We start from the raw sequence: 20,232 nt of genomic DNA, 5'->3' as shown, positions 1-20,232 counted from the left end.
ACTACCTCTCGCGAAACGTGACTTGGAGAATACGAATATGATGGCAATTTTCGGCCCGATCGACTTGGTATTGAGCATCGCCTATTGGTTCGTCTTGATTCAGGTCATAATGAGCTGGCTGATCAACTTTCAGGTTCTGAACCTTCACCAGCAATTCGTTGCCCAGATTTGGTACGGGTTGAATCGGATTCTGGAGCCGATTTATCGCCCTATTCGCAAAGTGCTGCCCGATCTTGGCGGCATCGATCTGACGCCTCTGGTCGTGTTGATCATCATCATTTCACTGCGAAGCTACGTCCTGCCGGAACTCTTTCTGGCCCTGAGCTGAGGCTGATCCCTCTTGTTCACCGAATCTTAGTATGTGATTGTCCTGTCTTAAGAGCAGATAAACCTTAAAACAGGGCAACCCCGCACATGTTCGACGCCGCACCGATGCTGCGAGATGTCTTTGGATTCGATGACTTCCGCCCCGGGCAGGAAGAGATCGTCGATGCCGTGACCGCAGGTGAAAACGTGCTGGCGATCATGCCGACGGGTGGCGGTAAATCCCTTTGTTTTCAACTACCTGCGTTAATGCGGGACGGCGTGACGGTGGTGATTTCCCCGCTGATCGCCCTGATGCGCGATCAGGTTCGCGGGCTGCAAGAGGCCGGCGTTGAAGCAGGTGCTCTGACCTCGGGCAACACGCCCGAAGAAACAGATGCCGTGTGGGAAGCGCTGGAGGACGGGCGGCTCAAGCTGCTTTACATGGCCCCCGAACGTCTGGCGGCAGGGTCGGCGCTGGGGATGCTGCGCCGGATCAACGTCAGTCTGATTGCCGTGGATGAAGCCCATTGCGTCAGCCAGTGGGGCCATGATTTCCGCCCCGATTACCTGCGGATCGGTGAGCTGCGGCGCGCGTTGGGCGTTCCTTTGGCCGCCTTCACCGCCACCGCGGATGCCGAAACGCAGGACGAGATTGTCGAAAAACTGTTCGACGGCACGCCCCCCAACAAGTTTCTGCGCGGGTTCGACCGACCCAATATCCACCTTGCCTTTGGGGCCAAGGATGGCCCCCGCAAACAGATCCTCGACTTTGCCAGTGCCCGAAAAGGGCAATCTGGCATCGTCTATTGCGGCACGCGCAACAAAACCGAGGTGCTCGCGCAAGCCTTACGCGCGGAAGGTCACTCTGCCTGCCACTATCATGGCGGAATGGAGGCCGAGGATCGCCGTATCGTCGAAACCCGCTTTGCCCGCGAAGACGGGTTGATCGTGGTTGCCACCGTGGCTTTTGGCATGGGCATCGACAAGCCCGACATTCGATGGGTCGCCCATGCCGACCTGCCCAAATCCATCGAGGCCTATTATCAGGAAATCGGCCGTGCCGGCCGTGACGGTGGCCCTGCCGAAACGCTGACCCTGTTTGGCCCCGACGATATTCGCCTGCGCCGCTCGCAAATCGACGAAGGGTTGGCCCCGCCAGAACGTCGCATGGCCGACCATGCACGCCTGAATTCTCTATTGGGTCTGGCCGAAGCATTGGTATGCCGCCGTCAGACTCTGTTGGGCTACTTCGGAGAACAGGCAGAACCTTGCGGCAAGTGCGATCTGTGTGACACCCCGCCCGAAGTGTTCGATGGGACCACGCCCGTCCGCATGGCCTTGTCTGCAATCCTGCGCACCGAGGAATGGTTCGGCGCCGGCCACCTGATCGACATCCTGCTGGGCAATGAAACCGACAAGATCCGCGCCCGGCGCCATGACCAACTGTCGACCTATGGGATCGGCAAAGAGTGGTCGCGGCCCCAATGGCAGGCCATCTTCCGGCAGATGATGGGGTATGATCTGGTCCGCCCGGACCCCGAACGCCACGGCGCACTGCAAATGACCGAGGCTGCCAAGCCCATCCTGAAGGGTGAGGCCCGGATAAACCTGCGCAAGGACACATTGCGCAAGGCCGGACGCCGCCCGGCGGTCAAAATGATGGTGTCCGAAGAAGACGCGCCGCTGCTATCGGCCTTGAAAGCCAAACGGCGCGCTTTGGCCGAAGCCGCGCGGGTACCGGCCTATGTCATCTTCCCTGACCGCACGCTAATCGAAATGGCTGAGAAACGCCCCCTGTCGCTGGACGATATGGCCCGAATTGGCGGGGTCGGCGCGAAAAAGCTGGAACGTTATGGTGACACGTTTCTTGAAGTCGTCACCGGTGAGGTTGAAGCCGTTCATCCCGCGCGCCGCAAATTGGCTGGCCGCGATCAGGGCGATATCTATGATCAGTTGCTTGAAGTGCAGTCGCAGCTGTCACGCGGTCCGGAGGGGATCGACAAGCCGCTAACTTGCTCGGCCTCGCAACTGGCCAAGGTCGCACAGTTGCGGTCAGGTGACCCGCGCGCGATCGAACATGTTCTGGGTGACCGCCGTCACGAAAGGTTTGGAGCGGCCTTTCTGGACGTGCTGCGACAGACGGACTAGATACGGCCCAGAACAGGCAAGGAAAGAGAGCGGATATGCTGGTAGTTATTTCCCCGGCCAAGCGGCTGGACTGGGCAGAACGGGATGTCGAAGTCACGCAGCCAGACTTTCAGGACGATGCCATTCGCCTGTCGAAAACCGCCCGCAATCTGACGTTGGGTGATCTGAAAAAACTGATGGATCTAAGCGATGATCTCGCGCGCCTGAACCGCGACCGGTATCGCGCATTCTCAGACGCGCCCGAGGAGGATGTGACACGCCCCGCCGCGCTGGCCTTTGCGGGCGACACCTATCAGGGGCTCGAAGCTGCGTCGCTGGATGCCGAGGAGATGGCCTGGGCGCAGGATCATCTTCGCATTCTGTCCGGTCTTTACGGTGTGCTGCGCCCGCTGGATTCCATTCAGGCCTATCGGCTTGAGATGGGCAGCAAGCTTAAAACCCGCCGCGGAAAGAACCTGTATGAGTACTGGCGCGATCAACTGAGCAAAGCGCTTAATGCGCAAGGTGCTGAGGTTGGATCAGAAGTCCTGGTGAACTGCGCCAGCCAGGAATATTTCGGCGCAGTAGACCTAAAAGCACTGAAGCTGCGCGTTATCACCCCTGTTTTCATGGAAGACAAAGCAGGCACGCCTAAGATCGTGAGCTTTTTTGCCAAAAAAGCGCGCGGTGCGATGGCACGGTATGTCATTCAGCACAGGCTGGACGCCCCCAAAGGACTGCTGGACTTTGACTCAGGTGGTTATGAATACCGCCCCGATTTGTCAGAAGAAAACAAACCAGTCTTCGTGCGCCCCTATCAGGCCTGATCCAACATAGATGGGTCATAAGCGACCAGTTCGACCGTATTGCCTTCGGGGTCTTCGGTGAAGATGCCGCGCCAGCCGATCCATCCGAACTGCTCGACGCGGTAGGGCTGGCCAAGGTGGTCATACCACCGCATTACCGCATCTTGTTCGTCAAATGGCAGCGACAATGCGATATGATGAAGGGATGACGCGCCACCCGTCACCGGGTTTTGCGACCCGGTCGGGTGCAACCCTGGTCGCGGGGCGGCAGTGTGGTGAAACAGGGCCAGAACCTGCGTATGGCCACCATATCCGGGCGCGATTTGGAAAAAAGTGATCGCGCTGTTGTGGTCACCGCTAAGACGCTTTAACCCGATCACGTTTTCATAAAACGCGACCATGGCGGCCATATCCACACAGCGGATGGCAATCTCACCCAGCGCGCGGGGCTGAAATCCACGATCTTCAGACATGGGTTCAATCTAGTCAGCCCGGATTTCCTCTGCAACAACCGGGCAACAATCATCCGGCCTATGGGTCAGAACCATATGGTGAATCGTCTGCTTTTGCAGCGGTTTGGTCAGGTAGTGATCCAGCCCGGCAGATAAGATTCCCTGATCGTCACCAGCCATCGCATGAGCCGTAAGGGCGACAATAGGAACATGGCGGCCAGTCTCAATCTCACGGCGCCGGATTTCGGCTGTGGCCTGTTTGCCGTCCATTTTAGGCATCGAGATATCCATAAAGATAAGGTCTGGGTCAAACTCCTGATACGCCTGCACCGCTTCGATCCCGTTGCCGGCAAAGCGCAGGTCGATGTTCAGATCTTTGACCATCTTCTTAAGGATCAGTTGATTGGTCCGGTTATCTTCGGCCGCCAGAACACGCATGATACGCTGCGTTCCTTCACATGCGGGTTGGTTAGGTGCCTGATTGATCGGTGCGGTCTCCGAAAGCGACTCAACGCCCTGTGGGTGGCCAAGCGCTTTCAGGCGCGCGTATAGCTCAGCCCTGGGGATCGGCTTTTGTAGAACGCCTTCGATCAGGTGGCGCGCGGGGTGGGCGTGAATGACACCGGGATTGGCCGACATCACGACAATCGGCAGAGCGCCCCACCCCCTGTCTTTCAGCAGGACAGCCAGCTCAAGCCCGTCCATGTCGGGCAGGTCATGATCGCACAGCAGAAGGTCCACACTGTCGTCCAGCGCCGTCAGCGCCTCTCGCCCCGACGTGCAAACGGTGCCCTGAACCCCCAGCCGCCCTAGCTGTTTGGACAGGATCGCGCAGTTGGCGGCCAAATCCTCGACGATCATCACATGGCGCAGGCGCCCGTCAAGATCGGGCGGGGCAGGTTGCGGGCCTTCAGCGGTCGGCAGTGAGACACGAAAGCCAAAGCAGGACCCCTGCCCCGGCTCGCTATCCACCCAGATAGCGCCGCCCATCAATGTGATCAGTCGCTTGGTAATGGCAAGGCCCAGACCGGTCCCCTCAAAGGCCCTGTTCCGTTCGTCTTCGACCTGATTGAATTCACCAAAAATGTGCCCGATCTTGTCTTCGTCGATGCCGATGCCGGTATCTTCGATTGCAACATGCACGCCGCAGGATTGGGTATCCGGGTTCGGCACACCGGTGACACGGATCAGGACATGGCCCTCGGACGTGAACTTGACTGCATTGCCGACGAGATTGGTCAAAACCTGCCGGACCCGCCCCGGATCGCCGACAAACAATGTGGGCAGGAACAGATCGTAATCCACCAATAGCGTCAGACCTTTATCGCGCACGCTGGGTTGCAGCAGCATCGCGACTTCAAGAATGCAGCGTTCAAAGTCGAACTGTTCCGGGTGCAGGGTCAGCTTGTCCGCCTCGATCTTGGAATAGTCCAGGACGTCGTTGATAATCACCAAAAGCGCTTCGCCCGAATTGCGGATGGTGTTCAAATACAGCCGTTGTTCTTCATCCAAAGGTGTTTCGGTCAGCAATTCGGTCATGCCCACGATACCGTTCATCGGGGTTCGAATTTCATGGCTCATATTGGCCAGAAAGGCCGATTTGGCGCGGTTTGCTGCCTCGGCCCGTTCACGAGCAGCGGTCAATTCGGCCTCATGCCGCACGGATGCGGAGATGTTTAGGGCCAGGCTCACCACATCGCCACCATGACCGCGCTGGTCGATCAGCTTGATATAATGGCCGTTCCACAGCCGGATAACCTCGGGCTGGGGGTGCGGCATCGCCCATCTCTGCAGCATTCTATCGCGCCAGCCGGGCGTCGGCTCGGACCCAAGATCAATCAGCCCCTCGGTCGTCAGGATCTCCAAAATCCTCGGATAGGTCACACCCGGCGCAACCTCTTCCAGCCCGTCAAAGACGCTTAAGTAAGCCGCGTTTGCCCCAATCAGGCGACTTTCCTCGTCAAAGAACGCGAATCCATCCTGAATGGTTTGGATTGAATGCCACAGGCGACGCTCGGCCACCTCGATTTTGGCGTTGGCGACCGTCAGATCGGATTTGACCTTTTCATTCTCACCCCGAACCGTTTCAACCTCGGCCTGGGTTTCACCGATCCGCTTGGTCAATGCCATCGCATGCAGGCCCAGTTTGCGGTTTGCAGCCGACAGCTCTGCCTGTTTCATTTCCAACAACCGCTCGGCCGCCAGACGTGCGCGCCGTTCCTGTGACAGTTTTCCTGCAAGACTCATCTTTGGTGTTTCCGGGACAATCTGCGTCCAGCATCCGGGCAGAGAGTGAAGAACTGTTTAAGCCGTTGCCCAATGATCGAACCTCATGCCACTCTTGCCAAAACGGAGGTGTGATATGCGGTGTTTCTTCGGCGCGTTGTTGGCCTGTGGCGTATTTGCTCATCCTGTGGCGGCGGGCTGCGCAACGGATGGTCAGATCGATCGGTTCGTCGCGGATTACCTCTCAGCTACGCCTACATCTGCCCTTTCGCCTGATGGCACAATGAACGATGCACTGTGTACGCAAGCGCGAATAGTGTACGCATTAGAGCCACATTTAGGGCCGGTCATCGGCTACAAGGCCGGTCTGACCAGCGCGCCGGCACAAGAAAGGTTTGGCGCGTCGGAACCGGTGCAGGGCGTTTTGTTCCGCGACATGATGCTGGATGACGGCGCGACCGTTCCATCAGACTGGGGTGCGCGACCGGTGTTTGAGGCCGATCTGGTGCTGGTTGTGGGCGACGCGGATATCAATCAGGCCACATCGCCAGAGGAGGTGCTGCAAGGCGTCTCAGCCATCCGCCCGTTTATCGAACTACCTGACCTGACCTTTGCCGAGGGTGAACCGATCACCCCGGTCACACTGACAGCAATTAGCGTTGCTCCGAAACTGGGCGTTTTGGGTGTAGAAATCCCTGTGTCCGATCCGGCAGATATGGTGCAGGCCTTGGCTGATATGACTGTCACCCTCCGTGCCGCAGATGACGAGATTCTGGCGCAGGTACCGGGCACAGCGGTACTGGGGCATCCGGCCAATGCCGCCCTTTGGCTGATGTCCAAAGGGATTGAATTTCAACCGGGGGACTTGATTTCCGTCGGATCATTCGGGCCGTTATTCCCGCCTGTAAAGGGTAAAGGCGGGGCATCAGTGTCCTACGACGGCTTGCCCGGCAATCCCACGGTCAGCGTGGTGTTTGACTGACCTGTCACCGCCCCTCGCGCAGCCAGCCCGCCAAAAGGAACCCGCCCGCCAGCAGCAATACAAGCCAAGGTGGCAATAGCCCGGCCTGCGTCACGTCACGTGTTTCATAGGCGTTGCGCGGGGTCAGACCGATCCATCCGCGCCCTGATGCGGGACGCCCGGCACGTACGTTGCGGATCGACGGCAAACCCTCCTCCAAACGTACCGTACCGCCGCGCAATTCTGCCGTCACAGGTTCCAGTACCTCGGCCGTTGCGATCGTGCGTTCGAATTCCTTGGGGGCAGCAGGGCCCAGCCCGATGACGGTGGATTGTTCCCCTTCCTGCAGGCGGTAGAGGCCAATTTCCGGCCCGAAATACTGTGCTTCGAACCGCCCTGGAGAGACCTCATCGAGGGTAATCTCGACCGTTTCGCCGTTCGGACGAGTTATGGTTACCGGCCCGACCTCATCCCCCAGCGTTTGACGGATGATGCGCATCACCTGACCATTGGCCTCAGCCCACAGAGCCTCTTCCTCAAGCTCCGGCTCTTTCATCATCCAATGCGCCAACCTGCGCAGTAATTCCAGCTGCGGTCCGCCGCCTTCGAATCCCCGGCTCCACAACCAGGCATGGTCCGAGGCCAGCAGCGCCACGCGCCCTTCGCCAACACGGTTGAGCACCAACAGGGGCCGGTCATCCACGCCCGTCATCAACACCTCACCCGTGCGGTGATTGACGTCGATCTGGCGCAGCCAAGCACCCCAGTTATCCGAGTCGCCAAGGTCAGTCGTAACCGGATGGCGATGCCCCAGGTCGGTGACCATCGGCACATAGCGTTCCTCGATCACCCGCGCGGTAGGTTGCGCAGGCAAGATCGGTGCCAGGGGTGAGCGGAAGATACTGTCGGCGCTGGCAAAATCCGGTCCGGCAGCAACAAGAACGGCACCGCCTTCGTTGATATAGTTGGTGACATTGTCCAGATAGATCGCTGGCAAGATGCCGCGCCGCTTGTAGCGGTCAAAAATGATCAGGTCGAAATCGTTGATCTTTTCCAGAAACAGCTCGCGCGTCGGGAAAGCGATCAGCGAAAGCTCGTCCACTGGCACCCCGTCCTGCTTTTCAGGGGGACGCAGAATGGTGAAATGCACCAGATCCACAGAACTGTCAGATTTTAGCAGGTTGCGCCATGTTCGCCCGCCCGGATGCGGCTCTCCGGACACCAGCAACACGCGCAGCCGGTCGCGGACGCCGTTCATCTGGATCAGGGCGGTGTTGTTACGGTCGGTCAGTTCGCCCTCGGCCTCTGGCACAGTGAACTGAATCACATTGCGCCCGCCATGGGGCAGCGTGACCGGCAGCTCAACATCAACACCAATGGGAATCGTGAATTGTTCGGCTTCGGCCCCATCGACCGAAATTTCGAGCGGCGCGGTCGAGGCCCCAGTGGGTGCTGCACCGCTATCCTCAACCCTTAAGGTCAAGGTAACGGGTTCATCAATAATGGCAAAGGCAGGTGCATTGCGGACGATCAGACGGCGATCCCAATCCGTTTTGCGCCCTGTCTGCAAAAGATGCATGGGCGCGGGCAGGTCGGGGGCCTGATCGGCATCATGCACGATGCCGTCCGACACCAACAAAATGCCCGCGATCCGCGCGCGTGGTTCTTCGGCCAACGCTTCGTTCAGGGCCGCCATAACTTGGGTGCCTTCGTCCCCGTCTCCGTCGCCTACGCGAATGCGGCGCAGTTCCGTATTGTCACGGGATTCAATCGCGGCCGCCAATTCCTTTGTGGCCTGTGCAGTCTGATCCGCCCGGTCCGAAAGGGTCTGACTGGCGCTTTCATCCTCGATCATCAGAACGATATCGGTCAGCGGCGCGCGATCCTCGACCTGATAGACCGGACCTGACAGCGCAGCGATCACAACCAGCGCCGCCAAACCGCGCAAAGCCCAGCCAGACAGACCGCGCCACAGGGCCAGAACAACCCCAGCGACAGCAATCGCCACTACGATGGCGAGAATGGGCCAAGGGATCAGCGGATCGAAGATGACGGTTCCTGTCATTGTCCCAACCTGTCCAGCAAGGCAGGCACGTGCACCTGATCTGATTTGTAGTTCCCGGTCAGCACATGCATCACCAGATTGACACCAAAGCGGTTTGCAAGCTCACGCTGCCGCTCACCCGCATACCCGCGGCCGACCGGCAGCAGTGCCTGACCGTTGCGATCAATGGCCCAGGCCGCACCCCAGTCATTGCCGCCGATCACCACCGGCGTCACGTTATCATTGAGGTTGCGGAAGGGCATGCCTTCGATCTGCTCAGCATCCATGGGTGCCGACTCGACCCACACTTCGGTGCCGGCGTAGCGACCTGGGAAATCCTGCAAAAGGTAGAAGGCACGGGTCAGGACATGATCACGCGGAACAGGCTCTAACGAAGGGATATTCAGCGGAGCCGCGATCTGTTGCAGCTTGCGCCCATTCGGGCTGGCGGCCCCGAAGCGGGCTACATCCGCGTCGCGCGTGTCGAACAGGATCATTCCGCCCGAGCGCAGGTAAGCGTTGAGCTTGACATAAGCCTCAGCCGACGGCTGCGGCTGATCGGGTGAGATCGGCCAATAAAGCAGCGGGAAAAACGCCAACTCGTCCCGTTCCAGATCCACGCCTATGGGTTCAGCAGGTTCTACCGAGGTTCGGAAAAACAACGTCTGAGCCAATCCCCGCATTCCTGCAGCCGCAATATCGTCAACCTGCTGATTACCCGTCAGAACATGCGCCAGAACCAATTCCTGTGTGGCGCTCAACGCGAAATCTGTACTTTCGGGCGTTTGCGCCTGTACTTCGGGCACCAGCAAAATCGCCCCCAGTGCGACAGCGGCCGCCCTGGCCAGACCCAGGCGACCGGACAACGCCAGCGAGGCGATGACGTCGATCGTCAGTAACAACAATGCAAGGCTCAGCAGGATGCCCCCAATGGGTGTTTCGGTGCTGACCTCCTGGCCCTTGATCGGAACATCCGACGGCCAGACAACTGGGCTGAGAACCGTTTCATCGGTCAGAACATTGCGTGCCAATTTCTGTTTGCCGCTTTCGTAAAGGCCGGGTCGCAAATCGGGACCGATCTGACCGGTCACAAGCTCAACACCATCGACGCCCGGTAGATTTCCGGCATCAGACAGAACACCAAAGCCATCCATAACCTGAATCGGTTCCCACGTGGTGCCTTGCAACTGTGACTCCTGCCGTAATTTCGCCGCTGACGACACCGCCAGCCGGTCCAGCATTTCAACAAAAAGCCCAGACAAGGGAAGGCTGGACCATTCCGCATCCGCCGTGACATGGAACAGTACCACCTGCCCCAAACCCAACGCTTTGCGGGTCACCAACGGCGTACCATCCGAAAGTGAGGCAATCACCCGGTCCGCCAAATTAGGGTCTGGTTGCGCCATGACTTGCGTGGTCACTGTGACATCTTCCGGCACCTGAAGTCCGTAGAAGGGCGAGTTCTCCGGGAAAGGTGCCAGCCCTTTGGCTTCGCCCCAGCTCATCGCGCCACCGACCGAGCGTCCGCCGCTGCGCAGGCGCACCGGCAAAAGGGTGTCCTCGGCATCCCGGCCAAGATCGCTGGCCGCCATCCGCGGACCGGCAAAGCGCAGCAGCAAACCGCCCTGTTCCACCCATTCGACCAGAGCCGCTTGTTCAGACCCTGCCAGTTTCGCCACATCGGCCAGCACGATCACATCGGGATTGGCGGGCAGGACTTCCAGCAATCCGCCATCGACGAAGTCCGCCGTTGGGGTCAGCACTTGCGTCAGGTAATGCAACGGCGACAACAGCTCTAACCCTTCGCGGTTCAGCGATCCGGCAATCAGGGCGACTTCGCGTCGCCGCAAGCTGTCATCGGTCAGCGTGACGGCCCCTGCCGAACGCTCACCCTGAATCTCAAACCGGGTGATGCGCGCGCGCAGTTCTGAAGGCAGCGACAGTTCTACCTGCGTCTGTGTCTCACCGCTGGCAAACTCCATCTCGGCCGATTGCAGAACACGCATTGCACCGGCGGGGTCACGCCCCTGAGCCAGTATCGTGATGCGATCTGCTGGACCGGGTTCCGCCCGTTGCGCGGACAATTGAATAACCCCGTCCTGATATGTAGCAGGCAGAATCGCAACCGCAGGCGACGGGGCCTGATAGACTGTCACATCACCGCGCGCGCGCAGGGCAGCCAAAATCGCCTCGTGCCCCTCGTAGGTCAGGCGGTCGCTGAACCAATGGGTGTCAAACCCTCCGTCCACCTGAGCCAGGGCAGCCAGCGCCATATCGACTTGCGCCCGGGTCGGTTGCCACGGTGTCGGGGTCAGCCCGGGTAAACGGCCGCGCCATGCTTCGGCGGCTTGGAAAACGGGGGCTTCAGGTTCGGTCAGGCGCAGGATAGCCACGGTGCGACCCGCGCGCCCGACCTCGGTCAGCTGCACATTGATCTGATCCAGCGTCGTTGACCAGCGGGTCGCCCCGGCCCAGCTGGCATCCAGCACCAGCAGCAACGGACCCGAGCCTGCCTGATCGCGCGAGGGGTTCAGGACCGGTCCGGCCAATCCAATGATAATCGCCGCCGCCGCCAGCATGCGCAGCAACAGCAGCCACCATGGGGTGCGGTCAGAAACGCTTTCGTCATCCCTTAACCCCAGCAGTAGCGTCACGGCCGGGAACAACCGGCGGATCGGCGCGGGTGGCACGGCGCGCAAGATCAGCCACAGGATCGGCAGGGTCAAAAGACCCATCAACACCCACGGTGCGGTAAAGCCAATGCCCGCCAGAACCGTCATCCCGTACCCCCATCCAGCGCACGATAGAGCCACAACAGAGCCGCTTGCGCACTGTCATCGGTGTGATGCAGCCCAAGTTGCCACCCTGTCGCGCGGCACAGCCGGGTCAGCGCATCCTTGCGCTTGGCAAGCCGTTCCAGATACCGCTCGCGCAGATCTCCGGCCTTGAGGGTTTCATGGCGAACGGACCCGCCGACGCTTTCAAAGATCGTGCGCCCCCGGTAGGGAAAGGTCTCTTCTCCGGGATCGAGAACCTGCAGAACTAAGCCTCGCACCCCACGGTCGGCGGCTTTGGTGAGGGCCAGTTCAACCTCATCCAGTGGACCAAGGAAATCGGAAATGAAAACAGCGCGGGCATGCGGGATCATGGCGCGGTGTTCTGGTGGCGCATAATCGTTTTCGGCGTCTTCGGACCACGCTTCGGCCAGTCGGATGATCTGAGCGTTGCCGCGCCGTGGCGGCAGGGTCGTGCCGGTCAGGCCGACGCGCTCACCCCCGCGTACTAGCAGGATCGCGGTTGCCAGCCCCAGCAGGCGGGCGCGGTCGGCCTTAGTGGACAGGTTCTTGTCAGACGAAAACCGCATCGACGCGCCCTGATCGACCCAAAGCATCACCGATTGCGCAATCTGCCACTCGCGTTCGCGCACGAATTGCTGATCCCCCCGGGCAGAGCGTCGATGGTCGATCATCCGGCGGCTGTCACCGATCTGAGCAGGGCGATATTGCCAGAAGTCATCACCAAGCCCCGAGCGGCGGCGGCCGTGGTCACCAAGCAGAACGGTTCCGGCCAATTGCTCAGCTCGTGCCAACAAAGGCGGCAGCCGGGACGCCTCGGCCTCAGATCTTTCTCGAAGGGTCAGCGCCGCATTCACGCCGCAGCCTCGGTGCGGACAAGACCGGCGGCGGTAGAGTCGATCAGGTCAGCCAAACTGTCACCGCGCGCCCGCGCCGCAAAGTTCAACGCCATCCGGTGGCTGAGCACCGGACGCGCCATGTCCAGCACATCCTCGGAATTTGGGGCCAAACGCCCCTGCAGCATCGCCCGGGCGCGCACCGTCATCATGAGTGCCTGCGCCGCACGGGGACCGGGGCCCCAGGCGACGGTTTCAGCCACCCGTTCGGAAACACCCGCCTCTTCGGGGCGGAAGGCGCGGACAAGATCGAGGATCAGTTCCACAACAGAGTCCCCGACCGGCATACGGCGCAACAGGGTCTGAGCGGCCAACAGCTCTTCCTTGCTGAAAATCTCGTGCGCTTCGTCCTCTTCCACGCCAGTCGTGGCCAGAAGAATATCGCGCTCGGTCTGGCGATCGGGATAATCCACGTCAATTCGAACCAAGAAACGGTCCAGCTGCGCCTCGGGCAGTGGATAAGTACCCTCTTGCTCGATCGGGTTTTGCGTCGCCAATACATGGAATGGTTCACCCAGATCGCGGTCTTCGCCAGCCACAGTCACAGTGCGTTCCTGCATCGCCTGCAACAGCGCTGACTGAGTCCGGGGGCTGGCCCGGTTGATTTCGTCCGCCATCAGCAGCTGACAGAAGATCGGACCGGAAATAAAGCGAAAGTGGCGGCTGCCATCCTCGGCTGTGTCCAGAACCTCGGACCCCAGAATATCGGCGGGCATCAGGTCGGGTGTGAACTGGATGCGGTTACCGTGCAGACCCATCACGGTCGACAGCGTTTCAACCAGCCGCGTCTTGCCAAGCCCAGGCAGGCCGATCAGCAGGGCGTGCCCACCGCACAACAGCGCGGTCAGCGTCAGGTCCACGACCCTTTCCTGTCCGATAAAGCGACGGGTGATCGAGGCCTTGGCCTCTTGCAGTTTAATTTCCAGCGCTTCGATCTCGGACACGAGGTCGGCAGGTTCGGTCATGACTTTCCCTTCCGTGGACTATTATGGTTGAAGTGTATCGCGCGAAAAGGAAATGGCAAAAGCAATGAGCGGACAAAAACCTGTGACCCCCTCTCCGGATGGGCTGGCGGCCTCGGTCAAAGCGGCCAAAACCAGGGGTTTACCCCCTGTTCACCTGTGGAATCCTCCGTTTTGCGGCGATCTGGACATCCATATCGCAAAAGATGGGTCTTGGACTTATTTAGGGTCGCCGATCAACCGGTTCGAGCTTGTGAAGCTTTTTTCCTCAATTCTTAAGAAAGAAGACGAGAAATACTACCTTGTGACCCCGGTGGAAAAGGTGGGAATCACTGTCGAGGATGCGCCCTTTGTGGCCGTGGATTTTGACGCGGCAGGCGAGGGTCAGGCCCAAGTACTGACATTTACGACCCGTGTTGGTGATACCGCGATAGCTGGTCCTGATCACCCGATCCGGATTGTCATCGATCCCGAAACAGACGAGCCGTCACCTTACGTATTGGTTCGCGCAAATCTTGAGGCGCGCATAGATCGCAAAAGCTTTTATCGTCTTGTGGACATCGCAACGCACAAAGATGGCTGGTTTGGCGTCTGGTCCAGTGGGCAGTTTTTCCCGCTTGTCCGGTCGGACAGCCTGACCGACTAGGCCGGTTTTGCGACCCGACGATCCTGTGCCAGAACAACAGCCATTGCCACGACCCCTGCGCCCAGCGCTCGGGTCCAGTTCCACTCTTCGCCCAGCACCAGCATGATCAGCATCACGTAGAAGGGGGCGACATTGATGTGAAAGGACGTAAGCGCGACGCCCAGTTGGCCAATCGATGCGACAAACAGGATCTGGCTGAGCGCCATGGAAATCAGCGAATAGATCGCCAGCATCCCAATTTGACGCGTGTCGATAGAAATGGACGGCACGATATCCATGCCCAGATGATGTGCGCCGGCCATCAGGATGGTTGCCATGAAGAACCCGCCAACAAATGTGACCGCTGCGCGCCCGGTCTGGCTTAATTCGGGGAAATCTCGCGAGGTTGCCTGGCTACCCCAGCAAAACAGGGCTGTCGCTGCAACGGCACAGGCCGCGCCCAAACCCAACTGTGCCGGGGCTACCGCGCTGGTGGCGATCAATCCGCCCACTACCGAGATTAGAACCCCAACAGCAAAATTCCACTTGAGTCGCCGAGTACCAGACGCAAGTTCCAGCAATGTCGCAATCAATGGCGCGCATGAGGCAATGATGGCCGTTGTGACCGGGTCAGTCAGTTTTTGCGCCACGATCAGCAGAAACATCCCCAGACCGATACCAAACCCGCCGACGACAAACGCATGTCCCCAACGGGCACGTAGAACCCGTTCCGGGCCATCTATCATGACCCAAATCGGGAGTAGAAACGCAACAGCCATGGCCATGCGCGCAACCAACAGCGCAACTGGCGGCCATGTCTGCAACAGCACCTCGGCCGCCGGAAACCCAGCCGCCCACGTCAGCATGGACGCCACTGCCAAGCCGTTGCCGGACAAGGCCGAATTTTGCCCGGCAGGCGCGGAAAGGGCGTTCCCGCGCGCGGGGCCTGGGCTCATCGCCATTATGTTCGAACCTTTTGTTGGTACGGCGTTCTGAAATGATTCGCCGCGTTGCCCGGACCCTCGCTGATTCAGTCAGCCGGATCTGGTCGAATTTCGACATACTGTCGTTTTCAGTCTCTTTTGTTAAAATCGCCTCGCGGATAAGGTCAGCGCACCAGCTAACCAAAGGCCTCCGATGCCAAAATTCGCCGCCAATATCTCTCTGCTCTTTGCCGAGCTTCCCTACCTGGACCGGTTTCAGGCCGCAGCAAAGGCTGGGTTCAAGGCGGTTGAAATTCTGTTCCCCTACGAACTGGCTGCCAAAGAGACACACCGCGCGTTGCTGGCCAACGGATTGAATCTGGTGCTGATCAATGCGCCCCCACCCAATTACACCGGCGGCGATCCCGGTTATGCCGCTGTTCCCGGTGGTGAAGACCGGTTCCAGTCGGATATCCGCCGCGTTTTGCGCTATGCTCAGGTTCTGCGCCCGGGGCTGATCCACATCATGTCAGGCTATTCCTCGGGACCGGACGCGTTTGAATGCATGGTGCACAACCTGCAATGGGCGGCCGACCTTGCACCACAACAACAATTCACGATTGAACCGCTCAACCCCGTGTCTCAGCCCGATTACTTCCTCAACGATTACAACCTGGCTGCTGACATCCTGGATCGTGTGGATCGCCCGAATGTCGGCCTGCAATATGACAGCTTTCACGCGCATATGATCCACGGAGATGCGCTGCAGGTTTGGGAACAGTTTCATCCACGGGTCGTGCATGCCCAGGTCGGAGCAGCCCCGGACCGCTCTGAACCGGGACACGGTCCGACGGATTTCGCTCAGCTTTTTAACGCTATGACGGCGTCGGGATATTCCGGTTGGGTTAGCGCCGAATACACACCGTCAACATCCAGAACCGTGCATTCACTGGGCTGGATGTGACGCCAGATACCCTATTCCGTCTGGCAATCAGGGCGAAAATATCTAAAACCGGGGCATCGCGACTTTAAGGATGCCCGAAATGATCCCTGCCCGCTTGGCCCACGCTGTATTCGGACTGATCATGTCCGGCCTCATGTCCTGTATCGTCACTGGCATCGCCACGGTCAAAGCTGTCGGTTTCGGACCGTCCACATTTGGTGACTGGATGAGTTCCTGGGCTTTTTGCTGGCCCATCGCCTTCGCCGTCATCCTGACCCTTGGACCAACAGTAAAACGTATGGTCGAGGGCTGGGTCAGACCGCAGGGCTGACCCGCTGCGAAGAGGGCCTGCCGGGCCTGATGAGCAGCGCCGCCCGCTTGATGAATTTCTAGTGCGCCTCAGCCCAGTTGGCGCCTTGCCCGGCATCCACGCTCAGCTTCACATCCAGCTTCACAGCTGGATCAGATGCGCCTTCCATCACGTCGCGTGCGACATCGATCAAAGGGTCCACCGCATCCTCGGCGACTTCGAACAGCAATTCGTCATGCACCTGCAGCAGCATCTTGGCGGGCAGACCATTGATCGCGTCCGGCATCCGCACCATCGCGCGCCGGATCACATCCGCCGCCGTTCCTTGAATTGGCGCGTTGATCGCCGCCCGGCGCGAGAAACCGGCATGCGGACCTTTGGCGTTAATCTCAGGTGTATGGATTTTACGCCCGAACAAAGTCTGCACATAGCCATGCTCTTTGGCAAAGGCGACAGTGTCGTCCATATACTTGCGAATACCCGGGAAGCGTTCGAAATAACGGTCGATGAACCCCTGCGCCTCAGCCCGCGGGATGCGCAGATTGCGCGCCAACCCAAAGCCTGAAATGCCGTAGATTACACCAAAGTTGATCGCCTTGGCCTGACGGCGGATATCCGGCGTCATCTCGTCCAGCGGCACATCGAACATCTCGGACGCGGTCATGGCGTGAATGTCCAGCCCGTCGGAAAACGCCTGTTTCAGAGCCGAAATATCAGCGATATGGGCCAGAATTCGCAGCTCGATCTGGCTGTAGTCGAGGCTGACCAGCACATTGCCCGGTTCGGCAATGAACGCCTCGCGAATACGGCGACCTTCCTCGGTGCGCACTGGGATGTTTTGCAGGTTCGGATCGGTCGAGGCCAGACGGCCCGTGTTCGCCCCAGTGATCGAATAAGACGTATGCACCCTACCCGTATCGGGGTTGATATGGGTCTGCAGCGCGTCCGTGTAGGTCGATTTCAGCTTGGACAACTGCCGCCAATCCAGCACCCGCCGAGGCAATTCATGCTCGGTCGCGAGGTCTTCGAGAATGTCAGCCCCGGTCGAATATTTCCCGGTCTTCCCCTTTTTGCCGCCTTCCAGACCCATCTTGTCAAACAGGATCTCGCCCAGTTGAGCGGGGGAACCGACGTTGAAATTCTCGCCCGCCAACTCGTGAATTTCAGCCTCTAATCCGGCCATTTTCTGAGCAAAAGCATTGGACATCCGGCTCAGCACATCGCGGTCAACCTTGATACCGTGCATCTCCATCTCGGCCAGAACCGGCACCAGCGGGCGTTCGAGCGTTTCATAGACGGTTGTCACCTGCACCTGATGCAGTTGCGGTTTGAACAGCTTCCATAGGCGCAGAGTAATATCGGCATCTTCGGCCGCATAGGCGGTCGCCTCATCAATCGGCACCTTGTCGAAAGTGATCGCCGATTTACCCGAACCCAGCAGCGGTTTGATCGGGATTGGAGTGTGATTCAGATAGCGTTCGGACAAGGTATCCATACCATGCCCATGCTCACCCCCATGCATCGCGTAGGACATCAGCATCGTGTCATCGATTGGCGCCACATTCACACCATAGCGGACGAAAATCTTGGCGTCGTATTTCATGTTCTGCCCGATCTTCAGGATCGACGGATCCTCGAGCATCGGCTTCAGCAGCTTCAGAACCTCATTTATGGGCATTTGCCCCTCGGCCAGCGCGTCTGAACCGAACAGATCGTCGCTGGCGCTTTCGCGGTGGATCAGCGGGATGTAACACGCCTCGCCCGGTTCAACTGACAGAGAGATGCCGACAAGATCAGCGATCATTTCATTCAGGCCGGTGGTTTCCGTATCCATGGCGATCCAGCCGCGCTCATACGCCTGGTCGATCCATTTTTGCAGCGCACCGGCATCCCGCACACATTCGTATTTCGACGCATCAAAGGGGATAGCTTCAGCTTCGACCACCTCAGCAGCCGGCGCCGGCGCATCGGCAATCGCTGGCGCTTCGGCACCCAACTTATCCGCTATCCGTTTGGTGAGCGTGCGAAACTCCATATCTGCCAGAAAACCCAGCAAGGTGTCAGGTTCGGGATCTTTCACCTCAAGATCGTCCAGCGTGAAATCCAGCGGTGTGTTCTCGTCCAGTTGCACCAGTTTCTTCGACAGCTCGATCTGGTCGCGCTTTTCGATCAGGGTCTGGCGGCGCTTTGGCTGCTTAATTTCTTCGGCCCGGTCCAGCAACGTTTCCAGATCACCATATTCGTTGATCAGCAGGGCGGCCGTTTTGACCCCAATGCCTGGAGCCCCGGGAACGTTATCGACGCTGTCGCCCGCCAGTGCCTGCACATCAACCACGCGTTCAGGGCCAACGCCGAATTTCTCAATCACGCCATCGCGGTCGATGCGCTTGTTCTTCATCGCATCCAGCATTTCGACACCGCCGCCAACCAGCTGCATCAGGTCCTTGTCCGAGCTTACGATTGTCACACGCCCGCCCGCCTCACGCGCCTGCACAGCAAGGGTCGCGATGATGTCGTCGGCCTCGTACCCCTCCAACTCTTTGCAAGCGATGTTGAAGGCTTTCGTTGCTTCGCGTGTCAGGGGCATCTGCGGGCGCAGGTCCTCGGGCATCGCTTCACGGTTGGCCTTGTAGAGGTCATACATATCGTTGCGGAACGTGTGCGAGCCTTTGTCGAAGATCACCGCCACATGGGTCGGTGCGTCCGGGCCAGCGTTCCCTTCAACATATTTCTGCAACATGTTGCAAAAGCCAGAAACTGCGCCAATCGGCAGTCCGTCCGATTTTCGTGTAAGCGGCGGCAGCGCGTGGTAGGCCCTGAAAATAAAGGCCGATCCGTCAATCAGATGCAGGTGACACCCTTTTCCGAAATTGCTCATGCGCGCGCTCCGTTCTGGTTGGAAACGGTTCTGCCACAGGCCCGCGCGGGTGGCCAGCAAAGAAGGTGGTCAATCCACACAAGAGGCCGGAAAACTGTGCCGGAACGTCAACGCAGGCCGTCAATCACGCGACACGGAATTCCTGCCCGGTTCTGTCCCAGATCAGTCCCACACGCTCGGCGATGCCGTTCATCTGCTTGTGCAGCGACCGGTCGTTCAATCTGCGGCTCAACGTGCGCAAGGGAATTAGATTGCGCTCTCCGTAACCATCGATCAGCAAAAACATCCGGCTTTGATTGCGCAGCCCGTAGACAATGTTGGTCTCGTGAATATCGCGGGCAACAATTTGAAGCTTAAACAGTTTTTTGGCAAAGCTGTTCAATTCATTCAGAACATCTTCGCTCAGCGCTCCATCCTCGCACAGCTTGGCTAGGGGATGTGCGAGCTGTCCGTCATCGGATTCGATCCGTTCCACAATGATCGCCGGGCCAATGTCGGTTTGCGCTATGCCAAAACATCGCGCCAAAGGCAGGTGCTCGATGTCGGTGCCGCTTTTTAACGCCGCCTTCATCTCACCCTCGATTTCCTTCAGCGCATTGCGAAAGACAGAATCGGGCAAGAGCCGTCGGATCAACCGTTTTGCAAAGGATCGGTTGGGCCGTTTACGCGGGCGCGTCACCTTTACCAATAAGTGGGACTGCCCTGGGCAGGCATACACGTCTCGATGTCCGCCACTGGCAATCGGGTCCTGATCGGACACCCGCAAAAGCTGCACTGCAAAAAGCATCCGGCCCCCGAATTTATTGCGCGTTGTGCTCCGACAGTACGTATTTACAATCGCAATACGGGCACTCGACCCAGCCCGTATCTTCGGGGATCTGCAACCAAACGCGCGGGTGGCCCAATGCGCCTTCGCCGCCGTCACAGGCAACACGTGCGGTTTCGACGATCTTGGTTTCCGGTGCATCAAGTGTCACG

General features: G+C 59.1%; 17 protein-coding genes. 7 read left to right on the top strand and 10 right to left on the bottom strand.

Features of this window, described 5'->3' with window-relative positions; translation table 11 throughout:
- Positions 1–37 precede the first annotated feature (37 nt).
- The 3 genes from AC2FID_RS10480 to yaaA all read left to right on the top strand — a co-directional run bounded on the left by AC2FID_RS10480 (position 38) and on the right by yaaA (position 3,260).
- A complete protein-coding gene (locus AC2FID_RS10480) occupies positions 38–328 on the top strand; it encodes a YggT family protein (RefSeq protein ID WP_108860000.1) in 291 nt (96 codons plus the stop codon).
- A gap of 86 nt (positions 329–414) precedes the next feature.
- The gene (gene recQ, locus AC2FID_RS10475) at positions 415–2,454 is read left to right on the top strand and encodes a DNA helicase RecQ (RefSeq protein WP_496836716.1); all 2,040 of its coding nucleotides are present in this window, start codon (positions 415–417) and stop codon (positions 2,452–2,454) included.
- A gap of 35 nt (positions 2,455–2,489) precedes the next feature.
- Positions 2,490–3,260, top strand: coding sequence for a peroxide stress protein YaaA (yaaA, locus tag AC2FID_RS10470; RefSeq protein WP_496755400.1), 771 nt, complete (start codon positions 2,490–2,492; stop codon positions 3,258–3,260).
- On the opposite strand, the gene AC2FID_RS10465 is transcribed toward yaaA, so the two are convergent.
- Together AC2FID_RS10465 and AC2FID_RS10460 are read right to left on the bottom strand one after the other, a co-directional pair.
- On the bottom strand, positions 3,251–3,712 hold the full coding sequence (locus tag AC2FID_RS10465) for a VOC family protein (RefSeq protein WP_282119644.1): 462 nt from the start codon (positions 3,710–3,712) through the stop codon (positions 3,251–3,253). The two genes, yaaA and AC2FID_RS10465, sit on opposite strands and share 10 nt — an antisense overlap.
- 9 nt (positions 3,713–3,721) lie before the next feature.
- Complete coding sequence (locus tag AC2FID_RS10460; RefSeq protein WP_496836714.1) at positions 3,722–5,938, bottom strand: response regulator; 2,217 nt, start codon at positions 5,936–5,938, stop codon at positions 3,722–3,724.
- A gap of 115 nt (positions 5,939–6,053) precedes the next feature.
- Here AC2FID_RS10460 and AC2FID_RS10455 point away from each other — a divergent pair, with 115 nt between their 5' ends.
- Entirely contained in the window at positions 6,054–6,899 is an 846-nt protein-coding gene (locus tag AC2FID_RS10455; RefSeq protein WP_496836712.1) for a 2-keto-4-pentenoate hydratase, read from the top strand.
- 4 nt (positions 6,900–6,903) lie between these two features.
- On the opposite strand, the gene AC2FID_RS10450 is transcribed toward AC2FID_RS10455, so the two are convergent.
- Genes AC2FID_RS10450 through AC2FID_RS10435 form a run of 4 tightly spaced genes read right to left on the bottom strand, consistent with a single transcriptional unit; the run spans position 6,904 to position 13,578 of the window.
- The gene (locus AC2FID_RS10450) at positions 6,904–8,943 is read right to left on the bottom strand and encodes a hypothetical protein (RefSeq protein WP_496836710.1); all 2,040 of its coding nucleotides are present in this window, start codon (positions 8,941–8,943) and stop codon (positions 6,904–6,906) included.
- Positions 8,940–11,702, bottom strand: coding sequence for a DUF4159 domain-containing protein (locus tag AC2FID_RS10445; protein WP_496836708.1), 2,763 nt, complete (start codon positions 11,700–11,702; stop codon positions 8,940–8,942). The genes AC2FID_RS10450 and AC2FID_RS10445 overlap by 4 nt, the downstream gene beginning before the upstream one ends.
- On the bottom strand, positions 11,699–12,574 hold the full coding sequence (locus AC2FID_RS10440; protein ID WP_282152230.1) for a DUF58 domain-containing protein: 876 nt from the start codon (positions 12,572–12,574) through the stop codon (positions 11,699–11,701). Before AC2FID_RS10440 ends, AC2FID_RS10445 begins: the two co-directional genes overlap by 4 nt.
- On the bottom strand, positions 12,571–13,578 hold the full coding sequence (locus tag AC2FID_RS10435) for an AAA family ATPase (protein WP_058272869.1): 1,008 nt from the start codon (positions 13,576–13,578) through the stop codon (positions 12,571–12,573). Before AC2FID_RS10435 ends, AC2FID_RS10440 begins: the two co-directional genes overlap by 4 nt.
- A 64-nt stretch (positions 13,579–13,642) precedes the next feature.
- Here AC2FID_RS10435 and AC2FID_RS10430 point away from each other — a divergent pair, with 64 nt between their 5' ends.
- Entirely contained in the window at positions 13,643–14,221 is a 579-nt protein-coding gene (locus tag AC2FID_RS10430; protein ID WP_282170130.1) for a DUF1285 domain-containing protein, read from the top strand.
- On the opposite strand, the gene AC2FID_RS10425 is transcribed toward AC2FID_RS10430, so the two are convergent.
- The gene (locus AC2FID_RS10425; protein WP_496836705.1) at positions 14,218–15,162 is read right to left on the bottom strand and encodes a DMT family transporter; all 945 of its coding nucleotides are present in this window, start codon (positions 15,160–15,162) and stop codon (positions 14,218–14,220) included. The genes AC2FID_RS10430 and AC2FID_RS10425 overlap by 4 nt on opposite strands.
- A 175-nt stretch (positions 15,163–15,337) precedes the next feature.
- On the opposite strand from AC2FID_RS10425, the gene AC2FID_RS10420 reads away from it, so the two are divergent.
- The gene (locus AC2FID_RS10420) at positions 15,338–16,087 is read left to right on the top strand and encodes a hydroxypyruvate isomerase family protein (protein WP_282170128.1); all 750 of its coding nucleotides are present in this window, start codon (positions 15,338–15,340) and stop codon (positions 16,085–16,087) included.
- A 79-nt stretch (positions 16,088–16,166) separates the two neighbouring features.
- A complete protein-coding gene (locus AC2FID_RS10415) occupies positions 16,167–16,397 on the top strand; it encodes a DUF2798 domain-containing protein (RefSeq protein ID WP_282170127.1) in 231 nt (76 codons plus the stop codon).
- 58 nt (positions 16,398–16,455) lie between these two features.
- Here the strand turns inward: AC2FID_RS10415 and polA are convergent, their stop codons facing one another.
- The 3 genes from polA to AC2FID_RS10400 form a co-directional block, all read right to left on the bottom strand.
- Entirely contained in the window at positions 16,456–19,254 is a 2,799-nt protein-coding gene (gene polA / locus AC2FID_RS10410) for a DNA polymerase I (RefSeq protein ID WP_496836702.1), read from the bottom strand.
- Between the two features lie 124 nt (positions 19,255–19,378).
- A complete protein-coding gene (locus AC2FID_RS10405; protein WP_496836700.1) occupies positions 19,379–20,041 on the bottom strand; it encodes a YrbL family protein in 663 nt (220 codons plus the stop codon).
- 13 nt (positions 20,042–20,054) lie between these two features.
- A complete protein-coding gene (locus tag AC2FID_RS10400) occupies positions 20,055–20,231 on the bottom strand; it encodes a zinc-finger domain-containing protein (protein ID WP_082649241.1) in 177 nt (58 codons plus the stop codon).
- Between the last annotated feature and the right edge of the window lies 1 nt (position 20,232).

Source organism: Ruegeria sp. CDSC068 (assembly GCF_059610545.1).
This window is presented reverse-complemented; position numbering and strand designations above follow the sequence as displayed.